The sequence below is a fragment of the Bradyrhizobium sp. STM 3843 genome, from assembly GCF_000239815.1.
In the GTDB taxonomy this organism is placed as follows: domain Bacteria; phylum Pseudomonadota; class Alphaproteobacteria; order Rhizobiales; family Xanthobacteraceae; genus Bradyrhizobium.
Genome location: NZ_CAFK01000096.1, coordinates 1 through 24,523, shown reverse-complemented (window position 1 = coordinate 24,523; position 24,523 = coordinate 1). Strand labels below are relative to the sequence as shown.

21 protein-coding genes are annotated in these 24,523 nt (G+C 63.8%); 4 read left to right on the top strand and 17 right to left on the bottom strand.

The features are described 5' to 3' along the window. Positions 1–79: 79 nt before the first annotated feature. Complete coding sequence (locus tag BRAS3843_RS13060) at positions 80–397, top strand: hypothetical protein (protein WP_008969377.1); 318 nt, start codon at positions 80–82, stop codon at positions 395–397. Positions 398–513: 116 nt separating this feature from the next. Here the strand turns inward: BRAS3843_RS13060 and BRAS3843_RS13055 are convergent, their stop codons facing one another. From BRAS3843_RS13055 to BRAS3843_RS13040, 4 genes are all read right to left on the bottom strand, one after another. Beyond that, a complete protein-coding gene (locus BRAS3843_RS13055; protein WP_050886428.1) occupies positions 514–1,806 on the bottom strand; it encodes an acyl-CoA dehydrogenase family protein in 1,293 nt (430 codons plus the stop codon). An 87-nt stretch (positions 1,807–1,893) separates the two neighbouring features. Further along, the gene (locus tag BRAS3843_RS13050; protein ID WP_008969375.1) at positions 1,894–2,619 is read right to left on the bottom strand and encodes a hypothetical protein; all 726 of its coding nucleotides are present in this window, start codon (positions 2,617–2,619) and stop codon (positions 1,894–1,896) included. A 100-nt stretch (positions 2,620–2,719) separates the two neighbouring features. Then, a complete protein-coding gene (locus BRAS3843_RS13045) occupies positions 2,720–4,945 on the bottom strand; it encodes a multicopper oxidase domain-containing protein (RefSeq protein ID WP_210161393.1) in 2,226 nt (741 codons plus the stop codon). A 254-nt stretch (positions 4,946–5,199) separates the two neighbouring features. After that, the gene (locus BRAS3843_RS13040; RefSeq protein ID WP_008969373.1) at positions 5,200–6,873 is read right to left on the bottom strand and encodes a PAS domain-containing methyl-accepting chemotaxis protein; all 1,674 of its coding nucleotides are present in this window, start codon (positions 6,871–6,873) and stop codon (positions 5,200–5,202) included. A 412-nt stretch (positions 6,874–7,285) separates the two neighbouring features. Between BRAS3843_RS13040 and BRAS3843_RS13035 the strand changes: the two genes are divergently transcribed. Beyond that, positions 7,286–7,921, top strand: a complete 636-nt coding sequence (locus BRAS3843_RS13035; RefSeq protein ID WP_050886427.1) for a Crp/Fnr family transcriptional regulator — start codon at positions 7,286–7,288, stop codon at positions 7,919–7,921. Here BRAS3843_RS13035 and radC read toward each other — a convergent pair. The 6 genes from radC to BRAS3843_RS40690 form a co-directional block, all read right to left on the bottom strand. Further along, positions 7,918–8,637 carry a DNA repair protein RadC gene (gene radC, locus BRAS3843_RS13030; protein ID WP_008969370.1) on the bottom strand — a complete coding sequence of 240 codons (720 nt, stop codon included), beginning with the start codon at positions 8,635–8,637 and terminating at the stop codon, positions 7,918–7,920. The genes BRAS3843_RS13035 and radC overlap by 4 nt on opposite strands. A 107-nt stretch (positions 8,638–8,744) precedes the next feature. Beyond that, positions 8,745–9,929: a glycosyltransferase gene (locus BRAS3843_RS13025; RefSeq protein WP_244425276.1), complete on the bottom strand. Its 1,185-nt coding sequence runs from the start codon at positions 9,927–9,929 to the stop codon at positions 8,745–8,747. 419 nt (positions 9,930–10,348) lie between these two features. After that, on the bottom strand, positions 10,349–11,158 hold the full coding sequence (locus tag BRAS3843_RS13020; protein ID WP_008969367.1) for an intradiol ring-cleavage dioxygenase: 810 nt from the start codon (positions 11,156–11,158) through the stop codon (positions 10,349–10,351). A 90-nt stretch (positions 11,159–11,248) separates the two neighbouring features. After that, positions 11,249–12,073 carry a type I methionyl aminopeptidase gene (gene map, locus BRAS3843_RS13015; protein WP_008969366.1) on the bottom strand — a complete coding sequence of 275 codons (825 nt, stop codon included), beginning with the start codon at positions 12,071–12,073 and terminating at the stop codon, positions 11,249–11,251. 105 nt (positions 12,074–12,178) lie between these two features. Next, positions 12,179–13,498, bottom strand: coding sequence for a mechanosensitive ion channel domain-containing protein (locus BRAS3843_RS13010; RefSeq protein ID WP_008969365.1), 1,320 nt, complete (start codon positions 13,496–13,498; stop codon positions 12,179–12,181). An 8-nt stretch (positions 13,499–13,506) separates the two neighbouring features. Beyond that, positions 13,507–13,740: a hypothetical protein gene (locus BRAS3843_RS40690; protein WP_139024847.1), complete on the bottom strand. Its 234-nt coding sequence runs from the start codon at positions 13,738–13,740 to the stop codon at positions 13,507–13,509. On the opposite strand from BRAS3843_RS40690, the gene BRAS3843_RS13005 reads away from it, so the two are divergent. Further along, positions 13,715–15,508: a potassium/proton antiporter gene (locus BRAS3843_RS13005; RefSeq protein WP_008969364.1), complete on the top strand. Its 1,794-nt coding sequence runs from the start codon at positions 13,715–13,717 to the stop codon at positions 15,506–15,508. The two genes, BRAS3843_RS40690 and BRAS3843_RS13005, sit on opposite strands and share 26 nt — an antisense overlap. Positions 15,509–15,588: 80 nt before the next feature. On the opposite strand, the gene BRAS3843_RS13000 is transcribed toward BRAS3843_RS13005, so the two are convergent. The 4 genes from BRAS3843_RS13000 to mepA form a co-directional block, all read right to left on the bottom strand. Then, positions 15,589–15,831 (bottom strand): type II toxin-antitoxin system RelE/ParE family toxin, encoded by a 243-nt coding sequence (locus tag BRAS3843_RS13000; RefSeq protein WP_008969363.1) that lies wholly within the window; start codon positions 15,829–15,831, stop codon positions 15,589–15,591. Next, a complete protein-coding gene (locus tag BRAS3843_RS12995) occupies positions 15,818–16,036 on the bottom strand; it encodes a hypothetical protein (protein ID WP_008969362.1) in 219 nt (72 codons plus the stop codon). The genes BRAS3843_RS13000 and BRAS3843_RS12995 overlap by 14 nt, the downstream gene beginning before the upstream one ends. A 77-nt stretch (positions 16,037–16,113) precedes the next feature. Then, positions 16,114–16,632 carry a hypothetical protein gene (locus BRAS3843_RS12990; RefSeq protein ID WP_008969361.1) on the bottom strand — a complete coding sequence of 173 codons (519 nt, stop codon included), beginning with the start codon at positions 16,630–16,632 and terminating at the stop codon, positions 16,114–16,116. A gap of 107 nt (positions 16,633–16,739) precedes the next feature. Continuing rightward, positions 16,740–17,738 carry a penicillin-insensitive murein endopeptidase gene (mepA, locus tag BRAS3843_RS12985; protein ID WP_008969360.1) on the bottom strand — a complete coding sequence of 333 codons (999 nt, stop codon included), beginning with the start codon at positions 17,736–17,738 and terminating at the stop codon, positions 16,740–16,742. A 487-nt stretch (positions 17,739–18,225) separates the two neighbouring features. Here mepA and BRAS3843_RS12980 point away from each other — a divergent pair, with 487 nt between their 5' ends. Then, complete coding sequence (locus tag BRAS3843_RS12980) at positions 18,226–20,445, top strand: EAL domain-containing protein (RefSeq protein ID WP_035981608.1); 2,220 nt, start codon at positions 18,226–18,228, stop codon at positions 20,443–20,445. A gap of 12 nt (positions 20,446–20,457) precedes the next feature. On the opposite strand, the gene BRAS3843_RS12975 is transcribed toward BRAS3843_RS12980, so the two are convergent. The 3 genes from BRAS3843_RS12975 to BRAS3843_RS12965 all read right to left on the bottom strand — a co-directional run. Further along, entirely contained in the window at positions 20,458–20,853 is a 396-nt protein-coding gene (locus BRAS3843_RS12975) for a DUF1801 domain-containing protein (RefSeq protein ID WP_035981607.1), read from the bottom strand. Positions 20,854–21,039: 186 nt separating this feature from the next. Further along, a complete protein-coding gene (locus BRAS3843_RS12970) occupies positions 21,040–23,007 on the bottom strand; it encodes a methyl-accepting chemotaxis protein (RefSeq protein WP_008969357.1) in 1,968 nt (655 codons plus the stop codon). A 311-nt stretch (positions 23,008–23,318) separates the two neighbouring features. After that, a partial coding sequence (locus tag BRAS3843_RS12965) for a HAMP domain-containing methyl-accepting chemotaxis protein (RefSeq protein ID WP_035981605.1) occupies positions 23,319–24,523 on the bottom strand: 1,205 nt, incomplete at its 5' end.

Sequence of the window (24,523 nt, the reverse complement as noted above, 5' to 3'; positions counted from 1 at the left end):
CCTGCCTTGATCTGCGCCAAAGAACCGCGGCCATGGGCAGTGTAGCAAGCCGCAAGCCGAATGAAAATGGAGGGGTAACATGATCCGATCAATCGCAAGTCGCTTCGGGACTTTGGCTGTGCTGGGGCTCGCACTCGCCGCGCCGCTTCATGAGGCTGCGGCACAGGATGCGCTGGGAGGCGCCATTCTCGGTGGCGCCGGCGGCGCGATCATCGGTGGCGCTCTTGGCGGCGGCCGCGGCGCTGCCATCGGCGCCGTGCTTGGCGCCGGCACTGGAGCTGCGATTGCAGCGGAAGGCGAGCGCCGTCGCGCCGGCTATTACTACTATCACAATGGCTGCTACCTGCAGCGCGGTGACGGCGCCTGGGTCCGCGTCCATCCGCGCTACTGCTACTGATCGAGTCTCCTCGCGCGTCTGATTTTTCGCGGCTCAGAGTGAGGCGTGTCAGGCGGAGCCCGCGAACGCATGCTCCGCCTGCTGCGGTCAGTGACCCAAAATCAGTGACCCCAAGATCAGTGACCGAAGAACGGATTGACCGGCGGGAAGCCGAGCGCAATCGCGCCGGCCTGCGTATAGAATCGCTCCTGGGCGAAGACGTGCTGACGCGCGGCGTGGATGTCGCGCAGACGGCGCTGCAGGGGTGAGCTGCTGAAAATGACGCTCGCACCGCCCAGCGTGTAACAGCCGCTGACGACGTCGCTGCAGGTGGCGTGGATCCAGGCACTGCCCTGAAGGCCCTCCGCGAAGTCGGCCTCGGCGTCCAATTGTCCCGCCAGCGCGCGGACCCATTGATCGACGACCTGGACCCGCAGCAACGCCCGCGCCGCACGCAGTGATGCTCCGAGCCTGCCGAAAGCGTGCTGGAACACGGGCGCATCTTTCAGGTCGGCGTTTGCGAACAGCTGGCGCCGGCCCTGTTTGGCAAGCGCGGCAAGATCCTCGATAGCGGCGGTCGCGATGCCGACAGCGACCGCGCCATGCAGACTGGAAACGAAAGGTGCCAGCGCAGATTCGAACGGTCCGGCCACATTCGACGGCCCGGTCAGCGCATCAAAGACCATTTCATCTGGTACCAGGGCATGTTCGAGCACGACATGATGGCTGCCCGTGCCGGTCAAGCCCGAGGCCTGCCACGTCTCTTCGATCCGCCAGCGCTCTGCAGGCAGGATCACGAATCGGGTCAGCGGACCATGATCGGTCATGACCGGTTCGCCATCTCGGGTGATCACGCAGTGACCCACGATCCATTGTGCATTCTGACAGCCGCTGGAAAAGGGCCAGCGGCCACTGACGCGGAACCCGCCGTCCGTCATTTCCGCGCGGCCCGCCGGCGTTCCGACGCCAACCACCATCGGATCGGCGCCGTCCGCAAAGACACGGCCGTAGATCTCCGGCGCAAGGCGCGTGCAGAACAGCTGCGAGCCTGTGGCGATCATGGCGACCCACCCGACCGAACTGTCCGCCGCCGACAGGAGCTCGATCGCAGTGACGACGTCGGGAACGCTCAGCTCCAGGCCGCCATGGCTGCGCGGGACCAGCGATTTGAACAGGCCAATTCGTCTGAGGCTGTCGATGATGTCGCCAGGAACCCGACGTGCGGATTCGATTTCATCGGAGCGTGCGGCGAAGCTTGGTGCGAGATCGCGGATGGCTGCGAGCAGCTGCGCCGCGTCGTGGGAAGTGGTTTCGGTCGATCCGCGCGCATCAAGCCTGCGCGCCGTCATGGACTGTGCTGCAACCATCTCGTCCTCCTCAAGTCGCGCCTGCGCCGCGACGGCGCTTGCGAAGCTCAAGGTGATGAGCACGCGAAGTTTCGACGTGATGACGAGAGCGGCTGAGATGGTTACACCTGTAGCGGATGGAGCGCTCCGCTCTCAGGTGCTGGCTGGCGGCTATTTGCGGTGATAGAGGCCGGTGAAGGTGACGCCGGAGCCGCCGCAATCGTTATTGTCCTCGACCAGTAGCCAGGGGCCGATCCGCTGCATGCGGACGCGGCATTCGTCCCCTTCGTTGGGGCGCTCGAACGGTGTGCTGCCGTCGTTTACGAACGCAATGGTGCCGTCTTTCGGCGTGGCGATCGCTTCGATGGCGCCGTTGTGGAAGTCTCGTCCGGCCGGCACGACCTGCTCGCCGTCGATCTTCAACTTGCCGCCCTCGCCCTTGGCGATCGTCATGCCGCCGCCAGGGTGCTCCCAGCTGCCGAGCCACTCCGACGGCGCCGGCGCTGTTATCGGCTCGACCCTGCCCAGCGCCGCGCTTGGCAGCCAGCCTCTGGCCCAGATCTGCTTTTTCGCTGTTGGCGATTGATAGATGACGCAGGTGAAATCGCCGGAGGTCTTGCCAACCAGCACGGGATCATTGGTGACGAGATAGGCCGTCCTCCGGCACGCCTCCGTGGCGGCAGGGCAGGTCGTCGCCTTGAAGTCGTCGTCATAAGGAGACTTGATGAGGTTGACCCGCGGCTGCGCGATGACCTTTGCCACCGTGAGCGGACGCTTGTCATCCCAGTCGACGCCAAGACAGTCGTTCGGGTTCGCGGTCTCGGCCGAAGCCGAGACTGCTGCGAGTGCCGCACCCAGGTTCAGGATCACGGCCAGGCCGATCAACTTAACTTGCATCCGAGATCTCCGTGCGCGATTCGCGCCACGGAAGCTAGGTTGCGGCAGGAGCGCGCCTGGTTCAAATCGCTCGCGCTGACTCCGTCTTCGGCCGTGCGCTTCAGTGCGATGGCGGCACGACGCTGATCTTGGCCATCATGCCCCCATCCTCATGCTCGAGAATGTGGCAGTGGAAGACGAAGTCGCCAGCCTCTTTGAAGGTGATCTCGACGATCACGCGGCTCGGCCGGCAGCTGCTCTCCTTCCAGGCCTTGACGGTGCCGTCGCAGCCGGCGCCGCTCGGCAGCGGGACATTGTCGTGCAGGACTGCCGGCCCGGCAGACGGGGACGCGCCAGTGCTTGCGGGCTGATCAGTCTGGCCGGGCGGCTGCGTTGCGATCACGGCGAAGCGGCTCTGGTGGACGTGGAAATTATGATCCTCGCCGGCGATATTGATGAGCTCCCAACGCTCGGTCACGCCCTTGCCGTGGTCCCCCAGCGGCAGGCACACCGTCGGAGGCGCGGCGTGATCGAACACCTTGATCTTGAGGTCGTCGTCCGGCGGCGCCAACGGCTGATCTTTCGCGGCCTCGCGATAGCCCAATCCAAAGGACGCGCTGTTCGGATCTTCGTTCGGGAGCCCGAACACGACTTGCCGCACCCGATCGGCTGCAAGGGCCGAACATGGTCCATATTTTCGGGGCATGCTGAGTTCGGCCAGGCGTGCTGCGAACGCCGCCTTCTCTGGCGTGCTGCCGGGTGGCTCAGCCAGATGTGAAATCGGCATCGGCTCCTCGATCCCGCTGACGCGGGTCTTCGCGGTCTGTCCCAGCGCGCCTGCGGGGGCAAACATCGTCTTTGCCTTTCCCTCGATCCCGAGATAGGGCGGGGGGCTTTTGCCGGCCATGGCCGGCGCAAAATCAACATGGGCGAGCTCGACACCGGGCCAGGTGTCGCCCTTGTCGCCGGTATTGAAGTTGAATGTCCGCAAGGCCGCGCTCGCTGTCCCGGTGCCGATACCCGTGCTCTTGCGTGAGACCCACACATCGACGCGCGAGCTCGGCATCATTCGGATCCGATCGGCACACACCGGCTTGCTCTGCGTGCCGACCGTCGGCGTTTCAGCCGACGTGCTGCATTCGGCGATCCTCAGCTTGCCGGCAAACAGCGACTGCAGCCGTGCGGCCGGCATCTGCGGGCTGATATCGGTGCTGACGCCGTCGATCGACAGGATCTGAAACTGAAGGTCGCGACTGCTGGCATCGTCCTGCAATCCAAGGAGATAGGTTGCGCTCCCCGATGTATTTGCGATCCGCCAGATCTCGCCGGACGGGTCGACCGACAGCGTGGGATCGATGGCACCGTTGATCGTGAAGAACCATTTGCCGCCGCTATAATCGGTCGGCTGCTGGGCGCCACTGCAGAGGCCCTTGCCGAGCACCGCGGTGGACTGCGGATCGAGGCTGCCACAGAACTGCGTGTCTTCCTGCAGCTTCAACGTGCCGTCGGCGCGGAGCTGGGTATCCTTGAACACCAGATGGCGAACCTTCACCTTGTGCGCGTCGCAGGGCTTGGCGCCGCAGCGATATTGCGAGATATCGCCGACCGTGATGATGCCGGCCAGGCCGGCTGTGATCTGGTTGAGCGCCAGTCCGTGGGCATGCGGATGAAACCAGAACAAGCCCTCGGGATGGTTGACGAGGTCGATGTCGTAATTGATTACGCCGTCCGGGGTGATGTCGAATTGGCTGGCATGGTCGCCGCCATGATGCATTGACGCGTCTGGTGCGGCCGCCCTGTGGGCGAGTTCGCTTGGCGGATGATTGGCCGGATTGATTCCAAGCACGAAGACATAATCGCCGTAGCTGTCACCCGGATCATCAGCCCGACGTGGCTCGACGATCAATCCATGGGTGTGCAGGTTGGTTGGATTGTACTTCAGCAAGGTCTCGCCATTCTCGCCGACATGCTTGAAATCACCGGGCGAGGGGACGTCTTTCATGACCGCTGGCAAGCAGTTGACAAGGCGGACCTTCAGCCGCTGTGTTCGTGCAAGCTGGAGCCGCACCCCGCCATACGGGCTCACAGCGGGATCCGCTGCGGCGGGACAGGTCGTTCGATTGTCGTTGGTGACGTTCGGACCGGGGCAGCGCCGCGCATTTTTCCCGGCGTCGCTTTGCAGGCACGCTTCGTAGACCCAGCCGACCGGAGAACCCGGCAACTCCTTCAGCTGCTGCTCGCGCGCAACCAGCAGGATCTCGAGCGGCCCCTTCTTGGCCGCAAGGATGGGCGGTGCAGGTAGCTCACTGGCGAGCAGCGGCCCCGCAAATAGCGACAAGCTGGACAAGATCAGAGCCGAGAAAGCCAAAGCGTCAAATGAAGCGCTGCGGCGCATGGCAAATACCTCGTCTTCGGGGCGCGCACGTCAATCCACGGGGCGCGTCGCCGCCGGACAAAATTCATAAATACATCTTCAAATTGTATAGAGGCGATGCGCGCCGCAGACAACTGACCTGTCGGACCGGCGCGCGGATTGGAGCCGTTCTGCAATTGCGAATTGATCGCGATGACGGCCCGTGCAATGCGGCCTGCGACGGATCGTCAACCGGCTGCGATCTTGGCAGCCTCCGCCGCAGCGCGCTGCATGCTGGTGGACATCTCGCTGGTGACCGTGCTCTGTTCTTCCACCGCAGCGGCGGTCGAGGTGACGTACTCGCTCACATGATCGATGGCCTGCTTGATCTCACCGAGAGCGGTGACCACGTCGCCTGATATGACGTTGAGGCTTCCGATCTCCTGGCCGATCTTGTCGGTGGCCTGCTTGGCCTGGTTGGCAAGGCTCTTGACCTCCGAGGCAACCACCGCAAAGCCCCGTCCGGCCTCGCCCGCACGGGCCGACTCGATCGTGGCGTTGAGCGCAAGCAGGTTGATCTGGCCGGTGATGTTGTTGATGAGGTCGACGATGCCGCTCATCGCCTTCGCGGCTTCGGAAAGCCGTTGCGCCCGCGCATCTGCCGAGGCGACACGTTCGACCGCCCCGGAGGCCGTCTCCCGTGACTTGGTCATGGCTTCGGAGATTTCCCGCACGGACGTGTTGAGCTCCTCGGCGCCGGCCGCAACTGAATCCATCATGCTGCGGACGCGTTCGTTGCCCATCCGGACCAGAACCTGCCTGGTGACATCGGTGGCATATTTCACGACCTTGAACGGCTTGCCGTTCAGATCGAGAATAGGATTGTAGGAGGCCTGGATGTAGACCTCCTTGCCGCCCTTTCCGATCCGTTTGTATTCGGCCGCCTGATATTCCCCGCGATTGAGCCGGGCCCAGAACTCGCGATAGGCCGAGCCGTCGCGCTCCGCCGGTTCGACAAACATGCTGTGATGCTTGCCCTGAATTTCATTCAGGGTGTAGCCCAGCGTGTTCAGGAAGTTCGCGTTCGCCGTGATGATCGTGCCGTCCATGTTGAACTCGATCACGGCCTGCGACTTGCCGATGGCATCGATCTGGCCCGCGAGATCGGCGTTCTTGAGCTTTTGCGCGGTGACGTCGGTGGCGAACTTCACCACGGCGAACGGCTTGCCCTTCTCGTCCAGGACCGGATTGTAGGAGGCGAGAATCCAGACCTCCTTGCCGCCCTTGCCGATCCGCTTGTACTCGGCAGTCTGATATTCCCCGCGATTCAACGCGGCCCAGAATTCCCGGTACGCGGCGCTGCTGCGTTCGGAGGGGTCGACGAACATGACGTGATGCTTGCCTACAATTTCGTGCAAGGCGTAGCCCATCGTGTTCAGGAAATTGTCGTTCGCCGTGACGATCGTGCCATCCATGTTGAATTCGATCACCGCTTGCGAACGGTCGATCGCGGCGATCTTTCCCGTGTCCTTTAGATTCTGCAGCTTCTTCGCGCTTATGTCCGTGGCGAGCTTGACCACCTTGAATGGCTTGCCGCTGCTGTCCAGCACTGGATTGTAAGAGGCCTCGATCCAGACTTCTCTGCCGTCTTTGCCGAGTCGGCGGAACTCGCCAGCGCGAAACTCACCCCGATTCAAGGACGCCCAGAGCGCGTGATACTCGGGCGTATCGCGGTCGTCGACGGGCACAAACATGGAATGGTGCTTGCCCTTTACGTCGTCCAAGCGGTACCCGAATGCATCAAGGAAGTTCTTGTTGGCGGCTATGATCATACCGCTCAAATCAAACTCGATCACGGCCTGCGAACGACCGATTGCCGACAGCTGAGCTTCGGCCTCTCCCTTTGGCTTCAAGGCAAACATCAAGAATGTCCTCCAGACTGCAGCCGGACTGACCTGACTGTGTCGACACGTGGTACGATCGTGCTTTGAACCCGCCGGCCTCTCGCGCCAATCAAGCCACGGAGCTACTGTTGTTCATGAAGTGCGGATGCCTTGCCGCGAAGAATCTCTGGCAATTGACTTAAACTGTTGGCGTCATATGTAACGGAGCGTTCTTAACGTTCCGCAGGGTGGCGTTGATAATTGTTATCGAAATCGATTGGACTTAGATTGATGGCGTGTCGATCATCATACGAAGCGGCACGCTCATGGAACCGTATGCGTGGTGACCGCACGATCACATACAATGCTGTCGCCGAGATGCGTCGGCTGTCCTTGTAACGACGTTGGATTTTGCGGAGCTCTCTTTTCCACTTGTAGTAACCAAGGCGACTTGAGCGCACTTGGTCAGATCTTCTTCACAGTCGCTGCTGGACGCGAAATCCGTCCCCGCAGCAAATCAGGAGACGAACTGCTCGTGCTCTGTAGCGGATGGGCATTCCGCCACGTCCAGCTCTCAAACGGTGGCAGACAGATCCTCAAGTTTCTGTTCCCCGGCGACGTCGTTTTCAGCGAAACTTTGCTTTCGCAGGCGGAGGCGTCCAACCCGAGCTACTCCGCGAAGGCCTTGACAGACATCCAGCTGTGCAGCTTCTCGGCTGGAGCACTGCGCGAAAAGTGCCGTTCTTATGAGATCGCGGCGCAGGCGCTGCTCCAAATGCTTACAGAGGATGTCCGCACCGCCTACGAGCTTGTAACCGTCCTTGGGCAGCATGCCGCGGAGGGGCGCATCGCGCATCTGCTGCTCAGCCTGATGCGACGGGTGAGTCAGCAGGCTCTGGCCGTCGACCGACGATATCCATTTCCGCTGCGGCAGCAGCATGTGGCGGATGCGGTGGGGCTCACGCCCGTTCATGTCAGTCGGGTGCTGACCTCGTTTCGCGATCGAGGCCTGCTTACGCTGGGCGATGGCATGCTCGTCTTCCACGACCTCGCACAGCTCGACCGGATCGCTTCGTTGCAATCTTAGATCAGCTGCAAGCCTTTCAGACTCGCGTGTCCGTTTTTGCCGACTATGATGTGGTCGTGCACGGTGATCCCGAGCGGCTTGGCAATGTCGACGATCGCCTTGGTCATACGGATGTCGGCCTGCGACGGGCTCGGATCGCCGCTGGGATGGTTGTGCACCAGGATGATTGCGGTCGCGGAAAGTTCGAGCGCGCGCTTGATGACCTCACGTGGATAGACAGGGGTATGATCGACCGTGCCGGTCTGCTGCACCTCGTCGGCGATCAGCTGGTTGCGCTTGTCGAGAAACAGGAGCCGGAACTGCTCCTTCTCCGCAAAGGCCATGCTGGCGCGGCAATAGGTGATGACGTCCTGCCATGATGACAGCGCGTGACGCTGCTTCAGCTCGCCCTTGGCGATCCGGCTTGCAGCGGCCGCGATCAGCTTGAGCTGGGTGACCACGGCGTCGCCGACGCCGTCGACCTCGCGGAGCAGCAGTTCGGGTGCGTGGATCACCTCGGCGAACGAGCCGAACTTCTTCAACAGCGCTTTTGCAAGCGGCTTCATGTCGCGCCGCGGCTGCGCCGCGAACAGGATCATCTCGAGCAGCTCATAGTCGCTCAGTGCGTCGGGACCAGCGGCATGGAAGCGCTCGCGCAGCCGCTGCCGGTGGCCGTGATAGTGCGGCGGCTCCTGCGCAGTCGGCGGCGTCTTGGGCTGGGTGCTTTTGTCATCCATGGCCCAAATGTGCCGTGATCACCGGTTTTTGCAACCGGGAAGTGTTGGTCATGGCGGGCAGGTGGCGCGCTCGCCCTCGGCCGATCCCGCCAAGCCAATTTCGTTCGCTAGAACGCGACGCGACGGCTCTCGCCGCGTCTGGTGCGGGCTGCTGCCGGTCGCTGCCCCGCCTGCGCTTGCACGACTGCCATCATCTCCTGCACCAGTCGGCCGTCATCGACGTCGGCCTTGATGGCATTGCCCAGCTGAGTTGCGGCCGCGCGGAAGTGCGGCTCCTCGATCAGGCGGCTGACCGCGGTGGCAATCTCCGCCGCCGAGGCGGTCGGCGGCAGCCGAAGACCGGCGCCATTGGCTTCGATACGGGCGGCATTTCCGCCCTGGTCGCGGCCCATCGGGAGCACCAGCAGCGGCCGCCCATTGATCAGGGCGCGGTTGACGGTGCCATGTCCACCTTGAGTGATCACAGCCGAGACCTCGGGCATGACGGCGTTGTGAGGAGCGCTGCGCAACAGATGCACATTGTCCGGAGCGCTGAGCGTGTGGACCGCCAGATTGGGGCCGGCGGTGGCGACAACCTCAATGTCGAGCGCGCTCACCGCGTCGAGGACGCGTTGAACCAGTTCGCCCTGACCCTGTGCGCCGGTGCTGCACGCCACCAACACCCGCGGTCGCTCAGATCGCCATGGTGTCTGCCACGGCTCGGACCAGCTCGGCTGGTCGAGCAGCGGCCCGATATAGCGAACATTGTCCGGCAGCCAATCGGCTTTGAAATCGAAGACCTCGCTCACGCCCATCAACACCCGCGCGGGCCGGTCGAAGATGTCCAGCACATGCGACACGCCGGGCACGCCGAGCCTGGCGCAGGCTGCGTTCAGCTCCGGCAGGAAGCCGTTCATGAAGTTCGCGAATTGCTCATTGGCCGCCTGGACCTCGGCCCGCTGTGCGGCCGTTCTCGGCGCCTGAAGGTCGCTGGTGGCGGTCGGCACGCCAGCCAGGGGGCGAATGCTGATGTGAGGCGACAGCATCGCGACCGGGACGCCGGCTGCTTCGGCGCCGATTACTGCACCGAACAGAACGTCGAGGCAGAGCACGGCGTCGGTCGCAGATCTGCTGAGTTCGTCTCTGACGTCGGCGGCATAGGCGGCGGCGGGATTGAACAGCGCGCGGCGAAGCCAATCCGCCATGTCGCTGAAATCGGTGGGATCGGCCGCAAGCCCGGTGGGCCCTCGACGCCAAGTCACGAAATCAAAACCGGCGGCCACGACCTCGTCGCCCATCGCGGGGTCCGCCATGACCCTTACATCATGACCGTGCTGGCGGAGCTGACGGCCGGCGGTAAGCAGCGGATTCAGGTTGCCTGAAGTTCCCCAGGATATGAGCAGGAAATTGTATGGCACGATGGATCGGCTCCGTGATTGCCAGGCGGATGATCCCGTGCAACGTGCTGCGCCCGAGGCGCAGAACGCACGTGGCCCGAGTGCCACGAAGCTCGGCAATTCGGGCTACCGAAGAATTTCGATCGGGGGTCGGATGGCTACTTCTGTAACCGGCGACGGGCAGAATGTGGGCTCCAACGACGCGCGGGGCAGCTACACAATTGCCGCCGGCTGGCGAGTCGAGGCGTCACTCTGTCACGTGAGCGGCATCGCAATGTGAACTGACAGAAGAGTCCGTCTGCCGACGTCCAGGCGCGCCGAGGCCGAATCGCATGTCAGAATGGGCTGCGCTTCAATCCCGGCACCAGGGCGGCCAGCCGATCCTTGATCCACGGCGCGCGCGATGGCGGGCCGCTCGGCATGATCTCGGCGTTTGGCTTGCCATTGCGGTCGACGGCGAGCGTCAGCATCGCGACATAGCGGTCACGCTCTTCTTTCACTGCGCAGTAGGCACGGTGGTCTGGATCAGCCTCCGTCGCCACGCGGTCATTGGCGTTGATCACCAGCCTCTGTTTCGGCCGTCCGGTGTAGTCGGGGACATTGTTGTAGATGAATTCGTTCAATGCTTCTGGAAAGAACGTCTGTCCGGTCAACACCGTCCTGTCCTCAAGAAACACCTTGAAGTGGACATGGGTGGCGCGGCCGGCATACCAGCCGGGATAGATCGTGTTGAATGCAGCCCAGCCGGATTGACCGGCGCGCTGGGTGCCGCGCAGAAATGTCTTGCCGGTCTGATCGATATTGTGGCCGTCGCCCTGATCGCGAAACGCCGAATAAAGTCCGCGCGCGTCACAGTGCCAGATGTCGACCCGCGCGCCGGCGATCGGCGTGCAGGCGCCGGCCTCGATCACGCGCAACCTAAACGACAGCGGCACCCCGGGCCGACCTTCGGTAATATCGGCGCGCACCAGCTTGGGATCGAGATAATAGGGCCCTTCTTCCGATTGCGGGGTCAGGATGCAGGCGTCGCCGGCGCCCGGCTCGGCCGCAGCCGGCGCATCGGCGCGCCCGGGGGCCGACGGCAGCAGGCTCGCTGCTCCAGCAGAGGCGAGGCCGAGAAATCTCCGGCGTGTTGCGTCGTTCAAGCGTGCCTCCCTCGGCAATGGAGCTTCAACACTCCAGCAGCGCGGAATGGCAACAATCAGACCGGCGGTTTGACGAATCCGTGTGGCCGGTCAGACCTGGACCAGCGGCTTCTCGCCATGGCGCTCGGACAGCGTGAAGATCTCGACGCCGTCATTGGTCACGCCAACCGAGTGCTCGAATTGCGCCGAGAGCGAGCGATCGCGGGTTACTGCGGTCCAGCCGTCCGAGAGGATCTTCACATGCGGCTTGCCGAGATTGATCATCGGCTCGATCGTGAAGAACATGCCGGGCTTGAGCAACACGCCTTCGCCGGGCCGGCCGACATGGATGATGTTCGGCTCGTCGTGGAACAGCCGGCCGAGACCGTGGCCGCAGAAATCGCGCACCACGCTCATGCCCTGCGGCTCGACAAAGCTCTGGATCGCATGCCCGATGTCGCCGGTGGTGGCACCTGGGCGGACCGCGGCGATACCGCGCATCATCGATTCATAGGTGACCTCGATCAGCCGCTCTGCCTTGCGCGAGATGGCGCCGATCGCATACATGCGGCTCGAGTCGCCATACCAGCCGTCGACGATGAAGGTGACATCTATATTGATGATGTCGCCTTCCTTCATCGGGCGGTCGCCGGGCATGCCATGGCAGACGACGTGGTTGATCGAGGTGCAGGTGGAATAGCGGTAGCCGCGATACATCAGCGTGGCGGGATAGGCGCCATGGCTGAAGGCGAAGTCGCGGACGAATTCGTCGATGCGCGAGGTCGGGATGCCCGGCTTGACGATGTCGGTGAGCTCATCGAGGCATTTGGACACCAGCCGGCCGGCCTTGCGCATCCCGGCAAAGCCGGCAGCGCCGTGCAGCTTGATCTGGCCGGTCTTACGCAATGCAGTATCGGTCGCTTCGATGTAGCTCATGGGCGCGGTTTGTTCCTCGGGACATCGCAGGTTTAAGCGCCTAATTTAATGATCGTGGCGCCCCGTGCAAGCGTGCTTGCGACGGCCGTGAGGGTCCGGAACGGGTCAGCCGGTCGGCACTTCTACGGTGGTTTCCACCGGGAGCGCGCCGCCGCGAACGCGGATCTCGCGGACCGGGTATGGCACGCGGATGCCTTCGCGCTTGAAGGCATCCCACAGCGACAGCATGATCTCGCTCTTGACGCTGTCCATGTCGCCGGGATCGGAAATCCAGGCGGTCAGCGAGAATTTCATGCCGGCTTCGGTGAATTCAGTGAGCAGGCAGTTCGGCGATTTCGACTTCAGGGTGCGCTGCGTGCTCGCGGCGATCTGGACCGCGAGCTTGCAGACCAGCCTGGGATCGGCGTCGTAATTGGTGCCGAAATTGACCTTCACCAGCGTGTTCTTGTCGGTATAGGTCCAATTGGTCACCTTCTGGGTCACGAGATCTTCATTGGGGATCAGGAATTCGCGGCCGTCGCCTGCAGCCACTGAAATGTAGCGGGTGTTCATGGCGCTGATGCGTCCGGAACTGTCGCCGATGGTGACGAGATCGCCGGGCTTCACCGATTTGTCGGCGAGCAGGATGATGCCGCTGATGAAATTGGCCACGATCTTCTGCAGGCCGAAGCCGATGCCGACGCCGGCCGCACCCGAGAAGATCGCGAGCGCCGACAGGTTGATGCCGACCGCGCTCAGCGCGATGGTGATGGCGAGGACCATCAGGCCCATGCGCACCATCTTGATCAGGAGCACCTGGATCGATGGCGTGAGGTCGGTGGAGCGGGTGATCCGGCCTTCGACGAAATTGCTGGCGATGTTGGTCAGCCACAACGCCGCGATCAGGAGAACGCCGAGCTTGATCACCAGCAGCGGCGTCAACCGCAGGCCGCCCAGCACCACCGACACCGAGTCGAGCGCATCGAGCACGGCATCGAGCTGGCCGATGATGCTGAGCGCCGCAACCAGCCAGGCCGAGATCGACACCACCCGCACCAGAAAGGTGTTGCGGATCACCGAGGCGACGAGGCGGATCACCAGCCAGGCCACTGCCAGCTTCAAGGCGATTGCGAGCAGATAACTGCGGCTCGGCCAGGTCCACAGCACCATCACCGTCCGCGCGATCCGCATCAGGATCACGAAGACGACCGTCGTCACGCTTTCGACGAGAACGCGCAGAAACTGCCGCAGCGGCCCGGGCCAGCGCATCGCCAGCGAGCTCACATCGATGCGGGAGCGGATCGCGGCGCTGGCGACCGAGGCGATTCCGGCGCCGGCCAGCACCAGGCCGAACTGCAGGTAGAACCAGGGCGAGGTGACTTCAGCGCCGACCGAGCGGGCAACCGTCTGGAGCGCAGTCAGAACGTCTTGGAGATCGAAGTCCATCGGAATTCTCAAATTGGAATGGAGCCCGGATCGACCTGATTCGGGAATTCGGTGGATTGGGTCGCGCGCGGACCGGAGGTGCCCGCAATAGCAATATACCCGCGAATGCACGCACGAGCCGAAAAATGGACATATCGCCGCGATTTGCGCAAATCCGGTTGGCGCGCAAGTATGGCGACGATAAGGATGTAACGATCGGATTCAGTTGCACTTTTGATGTCCTCCCTCGACGCCGTCAGCATTGCCATTCTCCTCGGCGCGGTCCTTGTCATGGCCGGCATCCTGTCGAGCCTGCTTGCGCTGCGGTTCGGCGCGCCGCTGCTTCTGGCCTTTCTGGTCATCGGCATGCTGGCTGGCGATTCCGGCCCTGGGCATATCGAATTCCAGGATGTACGGACCACCTATCTGGTGGGATCGGTCGCGCTCGCGCTGATCCTGTTCGATGGCGGATTGCGGACCCGCTTCCAAAGCATCCGCGCCGTGCTGGCGCCGTCGATGGTGCTGGCGACGGTCGGCGTGCTGCTGACCGCCTTCATCACCGCGCCGGTCGCGAAATACGCGCTTGATCTCAACTGGACGGAGGCGCTGCTGGTCGGCGCAGTGATCGCATCGACCGATGCGGCGGCCGTGTTTCTGCTGGTGCATGCTCAGGGCCTGCGGCTGCGGCCGCGCGTCGGTGCCACGCTGGAGGCGGAATCCGGCAGCAACGATCCATTCGCGGTGTTCCTGACACTCACGCTGGTGGAACTGATCTCGGTCGGTCACGGCTCGTTCGACCATGCGCTAGTCGAGCTTGCACGGGAGGCGATTCTGGGGGCGGTGTTCGGCGTCGTCGGCGGACGCTGTGTGGTGATTGCGCTGAACAAGGTGGCGCTGCCGCAGGGGCTGCATGCGCCCTTCGTCGCCACGGCTGCGCTGGTCATCTTCGGTGCGGCACAGATTTCCCACGCCTCCGGCTTTCTCGCCGTCTATCTCGCCGGCATCATCATCGGCAACCGGCCGACACGGGCGCACAACACCGTCGTGACCTTCCTCGATGCCGCGACCTGGCTCGCCCAGATCGTGATGTTCGTGCTGCTCGGGCTTCTGGTGTCGCCGCAGCGGCTGGTCGACAGCGTCGTGCCTGCGGTGGCGGTCGCGCTGGTGCTGATGTTCGTGGCGCGGCCGCTTGCGGTGTTCGCGTGTCTGGCGCCGTTCCGCTTCAACTGGCGGGAAAAGGTCTTCATCGCCTGGACGGGCCTGCGCGGCGCGGTCGCGATCTTCCTGGCCTCGATCCCGATGCTGGTCGGCCTGTCGAAGGCCTATCTCTATTTCGACGTCGCCTTCGTCGTCGTCATCATCTCGCTGATTGCCCAGGGCTGGACGCTCGGCACGGCGGCGCGCCGGCTGCACGTGGCGCTGCCGCGCACCGATCGCGGCCCCCGCCGCGTCGAGCTCGATCTGCCGGGCCAGCTTGAGCAGCAGCTGGTCGGCTATTCGATCCGGTCAAAGAGCCTGTTCTATCGCCGCGGTCTCATTCCGTCCTGGTCGAAGCCGACGCTGGTGATCCGCAATCAGCAGATCCTGTCGCCTGCGGAGGCGGAGCCGATCGCGCCCGGCGACTATCTTTACCTGCTGGCGCCGCCGGAGAAGGCCGAGTCGCTGGACCGCTTCTTCGTCGATATGCCGCCGTCCTCCGCGCCGGATCCGCATTTGCTCGGCGATTTCATGGTGTCAGGCGAGCATACGCTCGAAGAGCTCACCGCGATCTACGGCATCAAGGTGGAAGAGGGCGAGGCCAAGCTGACGCTGGCCGACTATTTCGACGTCCATCTCGACAACGCGCCGAAGGAGGGGGCAACGCTTGCGCTCGACACCATTGTGCTGGTAGCGCGCTCGATCTCCGGCGGGCGGGTCAATGTCGTCGGTCTGCGCCTGCCGGAGGAGGAAGAGGTCGCACCAGTACTGACACGGTCCGAGCAGCTGAAGCGCAAGCTCGCGGATGTCTGGGCTTCGGTGGCGGGAGTTTAAGCCTACTCTCCAGAAGGATCCTCTTCCGAAAAGATGCTGTCGATGTCCCGACGTCCATCAAGAATGCGAACGATCTGGGCTCAGCCGCCAATCGGTCGGTAGAAGACGGTCTGAGAACCTGCCACAATGGAACGAAGCCCAGGTCTCAATTCGTCGCGTGACCTCCCAGAGAATGGGAACTCGCCGATCATGCTGACGACCCGTTCGATTTCGCGTAGCACCTTATCGGCAGTCGGCGGCCCGGCTGTATGGGCGTAATAGTCCCAGAGGCCGTCGACATCGTCGATGGCCGCCGGCGACCACAGCGGTTCACGATCCGGCATGCCCGGCGTTTTTCCGACGGATCAATGCTTCCATGTCCAGAGCTGCACCGCCGCCCGCGTCCAGAGAACGCAAGCCCTTGTCGATCTCGCCACGAAGCGCCCGAAGCTTTTCAACGTGCGCGAGCACGCTCCGGCTGATCTGTTCCTGATCGGCCTCCGGCAGGCTGGAGAGTTCTGCAATGGCTTTTTCGAGCGCTTTGATCATGCCGGCAGCCTAGCACGTTTTGCCACAAATTGCAGCAGGCTTCGGTGTGCAACGTCGCGCGCCAGAGTTTCGACCCGTCACTCCGCCGGCAGGATCGCGATCGAAATCGCTTGCTCCTTGGTGCCGCTGATCTGGAGTACGAAGGGTTGGGCTGCGAGTTCATATTTCATGGTCTTGCGGATGCCGTCGCAGTCGGTGGCGCCGCTGAAGGCGATCGGCTTCAGAAGATGGCCGTCCTGCACCACGTCGATCCAGCCTCCGGTCGAGAGGCTGATGGTGTAGACGCCGGCCTTCGGTGCGGTCGTCATTTTCGTAAAGCCGGCAAAGGTGCCCTCCTTTGGCGCGCGCTCGGGCGGCGAGGGCAGTTTTGCCTCCGCAGGCGTAACCAGGCCAAGCGTCAGACCCGATGTTGGCATGGTGGCCAGCTCGCCTCCCGAACCAAGCTTGATGCGGTCGGGCGCCGTGAGCGCGCTGCGTTCGCGATCGATCGGCCATTTGAACTTGTCGCAGCCGCTCGGCTCCTGGGCGAGCGCGGCCAACGGACCGATCAGGAGGAAGATGAGCGTGAGGGAGACACGTGAAGGCAGTGAGACCATGACAACACCAAGCAACCCGCCGCGCGGCAGGCGAGGGCTTTCGATTGAGAACAGCGGGCGGGACTGTCGTCCCGGGTGATGGAAGCGCTTACGGCGCGCCGATGAGATTAGCGGATTTTACCGGACGAGGTGATCCCAATCCTGTTAGCGAGACCGGCATCGATCTTTGCGTCCGGTGCAAGCAACACGGCGCGACACTCCGACGGCAATTGCGCCATCGTGATCGGCGGCACCGGCTTGGGCGGCTCCTTCGGCGGCGGCGGATGCAGCACGGAGTCCTGAAACCAGTAGGACAGATCGGCGTGGCTGCACCCGTCGCCGCCCTCCTGGTCGCGCTGGCCATGGCATTCCGCATCACCCTCCGGACAAGTCATCCGGATATGGAAATGATAGTCGTGGCCCCACCAGGGGCGCACCTTGGTGAGCCAGTTGCGGTCGCCCTTGGCCTGTCGGCACAGCGCCTTCTTGATCGCGGCATTGACGAAGATGCGCTGCACTGCCGGTTCTTTGGCGGCGTCGCGGATCACGGCAAGATGTCCGGGCGTGAACACGCGCGGATCGACGTCCAGCCGGTCCTCGCGCACCATCATGACAGCCGACATTTCCTCACGCTCGTTGCGCGACAGCCGGTGATCGGGCATCGGGGTCAGCCAGATGTCGGCATCCAGCCCGATCTGATGGCTGGCATGGCCGCTCAGGGCCGGCCCGCCACGCGGCTGGCCAATGTCGCCGACCAGAATGCCGGGCCAGCCGGCGTCCTTGTGCGCCTTGGCCGCCAGCCGCTTCAATAGTGCAATCAGTTGCGGGTGCCCCCAGTTGCGATTGCGCGACAGCCGCATGACCTGCCAGGTGTCGCCGTTGATCGGCATCGGCTCGGCTCCGGCAATACAGCCCCGGTTGTAAGTGCCGATCACCTTGGTCGGCAGCGCCGCAGGCAGCAGTTTGCGCGCGAACAGTTCCTTCGCAGGCGTGTCGGGATCGTCCGGTTGCGCCAGCGGGGGCAGCGGCTGCGGATCGATGCTGCCCTTGTCCTGCGCCAGCACAGGCGACGCATTCAGGACGCTGATGACGAGGAAAAGCGCGATCAGAGGAGGGCGAGCTTGCATCGGGTCACACTCTATCTCCTGTAAGATAACACGGGCTGCAACCCTCGCCCAAGCGAACCCAGCGTCTTGTCGGCTACGTCACCGGACTCGCGTTTCTGACGACAATTGGTGAACGCGCTCGATCTGACGGGCAGGCGAGCCATTTCGCGTCCATCGCCAAAGATCCGGCCCCCGATTTAAGCGTCTGGCAACCTTAAACCTGGAATAAGCCCATTTTCTTGCATGTGCCAGGAATATGCGTAACGGCTGTGGCAGAGGTCGTGTTCATTCGCTCGCTACACGGCATACGGGATTTTTGCCACCCCGCGTTTCATTATGCAATTTTTAGATGTAGTTCATTGCAATTGCACCTGGTTCGTGCCGCGCGCTCACATCCCTCCGAAGCAACGCCCATAGGTTGCGTACCACCTCAGTCCGCGGATCAAGATACCATTTTTTCAGAGACTTGGCTGACAAATCGCGGTCGAGACAGGTAAGTGAGGCGTCAATGCGGCCCGTTCGGCCAAGCAAGCGAAAGAAACCGATGCGCGTGCCCAAGGTTCGCGCAGCGTTCCGTCCCACAAAGCCTCGTCCTCGGCTGCCAGCGTCCCAGACCCCGCTCCTGTCCAATGCCGATGAGATTACCCGCACCCGAGCCGAGGCCGCGACGGCCATAGCCGAGGCACAGAAGGCACACGAGCGCTTGGTGGAGGCGATCGACATTCTGCCTCAGGGCATCGTCTTCCTGGACTCCGAGGGACGCTACATCCTCTGGAACAAGAAATACGCCGAGATCTACAATCGCAGCTCCGACCAGTTTGTGTCGGGAGCGCGCCTGCAGGATACGATCCGGATCGGCGTCGCGCGCGGCGACTATCCCGAAGCGATCGGGCGAGAGGAGGAATGGATCGCCGAGCGGCTCGCCAAGCTGTTCCATCCGAGCGGATCTCACGAGCAGAAGCTGTCAGACGGCCGCGTCATCCTGATCGAGGAGCGTCTCACCGACGATGGCGGCCTCATCGGGCTGCGCGTCGACATCACCGCACGGAAGCAGCGCGAGGAATCCTTTCGCCTCTTGTTCGACAGCAATCCGGTGCCGATGATCGTCTGTGCGCTGGACGACGGAAAGATCCTTGGCGTCAACGATGCGGCCGCCGGGCACTATGGCTACAGCCGCGCCGAGTTCAAGCAACTCAGCATCCGCAGCCTGCAGGCGTTCGACAGCGAGCCGCCCTGGGCCGACGAGCGCGAGAGCGAGGAGCAGGCGGCACGGACCTGGAAGCATGTTCGCGCCGACGGGACTTTGATCGATCTCGCCATCTATTCGCGTCACCTCGCCTATGAAGAGAAACCCGCGGTGCTGCTGGCGCTGATGGACATCACCGAACGCAAGCGCGCGGAGGCGCGGCTGGCGTTCCTGGCCCAGCACGACGCGCTGACCGGCCTGCCCAATCGCAACCTGCTGCGCCAGCAGATGGACGAGATGCTGGTGCACATGCGGCGCGGCTCCGACAAGATGGCCGTGCTGGTGCTCGGGCTCGATAATTTCAAATCGATTAACGATACGCTCGGCCATGGTGTCGGCGACAAGCTTCTGCGCGGCGTGGCCAAACGGTTGCGCTCGGTCCTGCGCGAGGAGGATATCGTGGCGCGTCTGGATTCCGACGAGTTCGCGGTGGTCCAGGGCGGTCTGGCGCGACCGGAGGATGCGGCGCAGCTGTGCCGGCGGCTGTTGCAGGCGATCGCCGATCCCTATCAGCTCGACGGTCATTCCGTTGTCATCGGCGCGACCATCGGCATCACCATGGCGCCGATCGACGGCGACGATGCCGAGAAGCTGTTGAAGAATGCCGATATGGCGCTGTCCCGCGCCAAGACGGAGACGCGCGGCACGTTCAGCTTTTTCGAGGCGGGCATGGATGCGCGTGCCCAGCGCCGGCGCAGGATGGAAATCGAGCTGCGGGACGCGATCCGGCGCGAAGCGCTGCAGCCATACTATCAGCCGCTGATCGATCTCTCGACCGGGCGTATCACTGGCTTTGAAGCGCTGGTACGCTGGCCGCATCCGGAGCGCGGCATGATCCCGCCCTCGGAATTCATTCCGATCGCCGAGGAGACCGGGCTGATCTCCGCGCTTGGGCGGCTGATGCTGCGCCAGGCCTGCCACGATGCGGCGGCTTGGCCCGACGACGTCCGAGTCGCGGTCAATCTGTCACCGCTGCAGTTCCGGGTCGGTAACGTGCTGTCGCAGGTCATGGACGTGCTGAAGCAGTCCGGCCTGCCGCCGACCCGGCTCGAGCTCGAGATCACCGAAACCCTGGTGCTGGAAAAAAGCGGCCAAGTGCTTGCGACCTTGCATGCGCTACGCGCGCTCGGGGTCCGCATCTCGATGGATGATTTCGGCACCGGCTATTCCAGCTTGAGCTATCTGCGCAGCTTTCCGTTCGACAAGATCAAGATCGATCAGTCCTTCATCCGCGATCTTGCGGCCAACCGGGAAGCGCAGGCGATCGTTCGTTCCATCGTCAGCCTCGGCAGAGGTCTCGGCGTCATCATCACGGCGGAGGGCGTGGAAACCGAGGCTGAGTTGCGCTGCCTGCGCGGAGAGGGGTGCCACGAAGGGCAGGGTTATCTGTTCAGCCGGCCGCGGCCCAACGCCGAGATCGTTGCGTTGCTGAATGCGCAATGCGGTGCGGACGCCGCCGATCGTGGTGCGCGCGTGGCGTGACGGGATGATCAGTCAAAGCTGCGCCTTGCGCTTGGTGTGGTGATAGGTGAGCGCCAGGGCGATGCAGTTCCGCAGCGCCTGCTCCGGCAGATCGTCGGATGCATCGAGCACGATGCATCGCTTGCCGCCATAGGTCAGCTCCGGGTAGAGTTCGCGAAAGATCGCGATGAGATCGGTCTGGCAGTGGACATAGAGCGCGTAGCGGTCGGGCTCCGACTTGATCCGGTCGATCCGGATGGTGCTGCCGCTGCCGCTCTCGGCCGTCAGGTAGCTCGGTTGCCCCCATTTGAGGGTTTCTTCAAGCGCACCGACGCCGGGCGTCGTCCTCGCCGTATCGAGGATCAATCGCCGCAGTGCCTCAAGCCGCCGGCGCAGCGGCCGCGGATAGGTTGCGAAGATCGCTGCCACGGCAGGTGGTGCGGCCGAAAACGCGGGCGGTCGAGGCCGCCGAGTGCGATGAGCTGCTACCGCCATAGCCGCCTCCGAATGTCAGCGGTGGCAGATTAATGCAGGATCGTGACAGCGGCCAGGCTCGCGAGCCCACGCGAGCAGGGCAAATCGTGGCGGGCTTCACTATCAGCCATTCCCAAAACCTCAGGCTGCCTTCCGCAAGCCCTCCAGGAACGAATCGACGCTCTTGAACAAATCATTGGCGTGCCGGCCGAGATCGCGTGCGGCCAGCGCGACGCTTTCGGCGAGCTGCCGCGATTGCTGGGCAGCATTGCTGGCGCCAGTCACGTTCTGCGAGACCTCGTTGGTGCCCGCTGCGGCCTGCTGCACGCTGCGGGCGATCTCGCGGGTGGCGGAGCCTTGCTCCTCGACGGCGGACGCGATCGCGGCGGCGATACCGCTGATCTCCTGGATCGTGCCGCTGATGCCGCCGATCGCGGTGACGCAATCGGAGGTCGCCGCCTGGATCGAGGTGACCTGGCCCGCGATCTCCTCGGTGGCCTTGGCGGTCTGGCCGGCCAATTCCTTCACCTCGGCAGCGACCACCGCAAAGCCGCGCCCCGCTTCGCCGGCGCGCGCAGCCTCGATCGTCGCATTGAGCGCGAGCAGGTTGGTTTGGCTGGCGATCGCGTCGATCAGGCGCAGCACGTCGCCGATCTTCTCCGCGGCAGAGGCCAGGCTGCCGACCATCTCAGTGGTCTGCTTGGCTTTGACCACGGCAGAGCCGGCGACATTGCTCGAATGCGCCACCTGACGGCCGATCTCGGTCACCGAGGAGGCGAGCTCCTCGGAGGCCGCCGCCACGGTCGAGACGCCGCTGGAGGCCTCTTCTGACGCCGCCGCCGCCGCCGCTGCGCGCTGGGAGGTCCCGTTGACGCTGGCCGTGATCTCGCCGACCACGCGCTCCATCTCACCGGTCGCCTTGGCCACGGCGGCGACCACGCCCTTCACGTCGGCCTCGAATCGGTCGGCCATCTGGCGCTGCAGCGCCTGCTTCTCCTGCTCCGCCTTCACTTGCGCCGCTTCCTGGGCCTCGCGGAGCGATTGCGTCTCGATCATGTTGCGACGGAACACATCGACCGCCTGGGCCATGGTGCCGAGCTCGTCCTTGCGGTCACCGCCCGGGATAGCCACGCTGACATCGCCGCTCGAGAGCCGGTGCATGACGGCGGTGATCGACACCAGCGGACGCGAAATGCCGCGCGCGACAAACAGCGCGATCAGCACGGCGACCACCAGGATTGCCACCGCTCCCAGGATCAACTCGCGCTGCGCGCCTGCCGCGGCGGCCTCATAATCGGTGGTGTCCTTGATGACTTCGAGGACAGCAACCGGCTCGCCCACATAGTTCTTGATTTGGCCGACATAGACCGCGGCCGGCCGCCCGCCGAGCGTCGCGCTTCGCTGCAAAGCCGCGCCGTTGAAGACTGCGTTCAATTCATCCTGACTGGTCACGACTTCATCGCCGAAGGTCGAAGACAGCCGTTTGAACTGACCATTGTCGCGCCAATACACCGCGAGATCGATGCCGAAGCGCTGCTTGGCGCGGTCGACGAATTCCTTGCCGAAGGCGGCGCCGACATCGGCGGTGGCGATGATCTTGCCGTCTCGCATGATCGGCGTCATGCCGAAGATCCCGAGCGACAGCCGGCTCTGCTCGACACCGGCGATCTGCCGGCCGGTCTGGTTGGCTTGGACTACCGTGATGCGCCGCTTCGACGTGTCGTCGCCGAATATTTTCGGCTCGTGGACACGATAAAAATTGGTCGCCGGCGGCGACCACACATTGACGAGCGGCATGCCCAGCGCCTTCAGCGACGTCATGGCGCCGCCGAGCAATGTCCCCAAGGCGTCTCGGTCGCCCTTGACGAAGGCGTCCGCAACCGGCGGCAGTCCGGCGATGGTCGCGCTGACCGCAAGCGCGGCGCGGGCTTCATAATCGACGCCGGCGATCACGCTATCGAATTGCAGCTTGAGCTGCTGCTCGAGGGCGAGCCGCGTCAATGCGCGCTGCTGCAGGACCGAGAAGGTCCCGAGAATGGCGCAGGCGATGGCGACGGTGAGCGAAAGCGCGACAATGAGGCGAGCAGAAATCGACCGAAGTCTGAACATGGGACATTCCTTAGTGCGGTAGGAAGGTCCCAAACATTCATTAACGAACGGCTACCGTAAATTTACGGGAACCCGCTCTGCCACCTCCATTCCATTTGGCGCCCTTCGTCTGGAACCGGCGGTGCGCCGGCCGGCGCGACCTCTTAGTCTTGCTGCGTCACAACTGCCGTCATTCCGGGGCAGCCCGTCAGGGCTGAGCCCGGAATCTCGAGATTCTCAGGTGCGCAATTGCGCACCATAGTTCGATGCTATCGCATCGCCCCGGAATGACGGTGGAGGAGGCGACGTCTCGCGCTTGTGGCGCAGTAGGCTCAGGCAGCTTCGCGCAGCCTTGCCACGAAACTGTCCACGCTTCTGAACAGCTCGGTCGCATGCGTGCCGAGCTCTCCGGCGGCCGCCGATACGGTGTCTGCAAGCTTGCGCGATTGTTCGGCGGCCTGGCTTGCGCCGGTCACGTTCTGCGAAACCTCGCCGGTACCCGCGGCGGCCTGCTGGACGCTGCGCGCGATCTCGCGCGTCGCGGAATTCTGCTGCTCGACTGCGGCCGCGATCGTGGTCGCGACGGCCGAGATCTCGCGGATGGTCTGGCTGATGCCCTCGATCGCCTTGACGCAGTCGCCGGTCGCAGCCTGGATCGAGCTGACCTGGCCCGCGATCTCTTCAGTGGCCTTTGCGGTCTGCCCGGCCAGCTCCTTGACCTCCGCCGCCACCACCGCGAAGCCTCGCCCGGCCTCGCCGGCGCGCGCGGCCTCGATGGTGGCATTGAGCGCCAGGAGGTTGGTCTGGCTCGCGATCGCATCGATCAGGCGGAGCACGTCGTCGATCTTCTCCGCGGCGGCCGCGAGGCTGCCGACCAGCTCGGTGGTCTGCCGCGCCTTGAGCACGGCCGCATCTGCGACTTGCGACGAGTGGCTGACCTGGCGGCCGATCTCGGTCACCGAGGATGCAAGTTCTTCCGTAGCGGCAGCGACCGTTGAGACGCTGGCGGAAGCCTCCTCGGATGCCGCTGCAGCGGCCGCAGCCTGACCGGACGTGCCGCTGATGCTGGTCGCGATTTCGCCGGCCGCACGCTCCATGTCCTTGGTGGCCTTGGCGACGGCAGCAACCACGCCCTTCACCTCGGCCTCGAACCGATCGGCCATCTGCCGCTGCAGGGCCTGCTTCTCCTGCTCGGCCTTGTGCTGGGCTGCCTCCTGGGCGTCGCGCAGCGTCACCGTCTCGATCATATTGTGGCGGAACACGTCGACCGCCTGCGCCATGGTCCCGAGCTCGTCCTTGCGATCGCCGCCCGGAATGGTGACGCCGGTATCGCCGCTCGACAGCCGGTGCATGACCGCAGTGATCGCAATCAGGGGGCGGGAGATACCGCGGCCAATCAGGAACGCGATCACGACGGCGAGTGCGAGGATCACCACCGTGCCGAGCAGGAGAGCGCGTTGTGCGCTGCTCGCGGCCGCTTCGTACTCGGTCGTGTCCTTGATCAGTTCGAGCACGCCGACCGGTTCACCGGCATAGT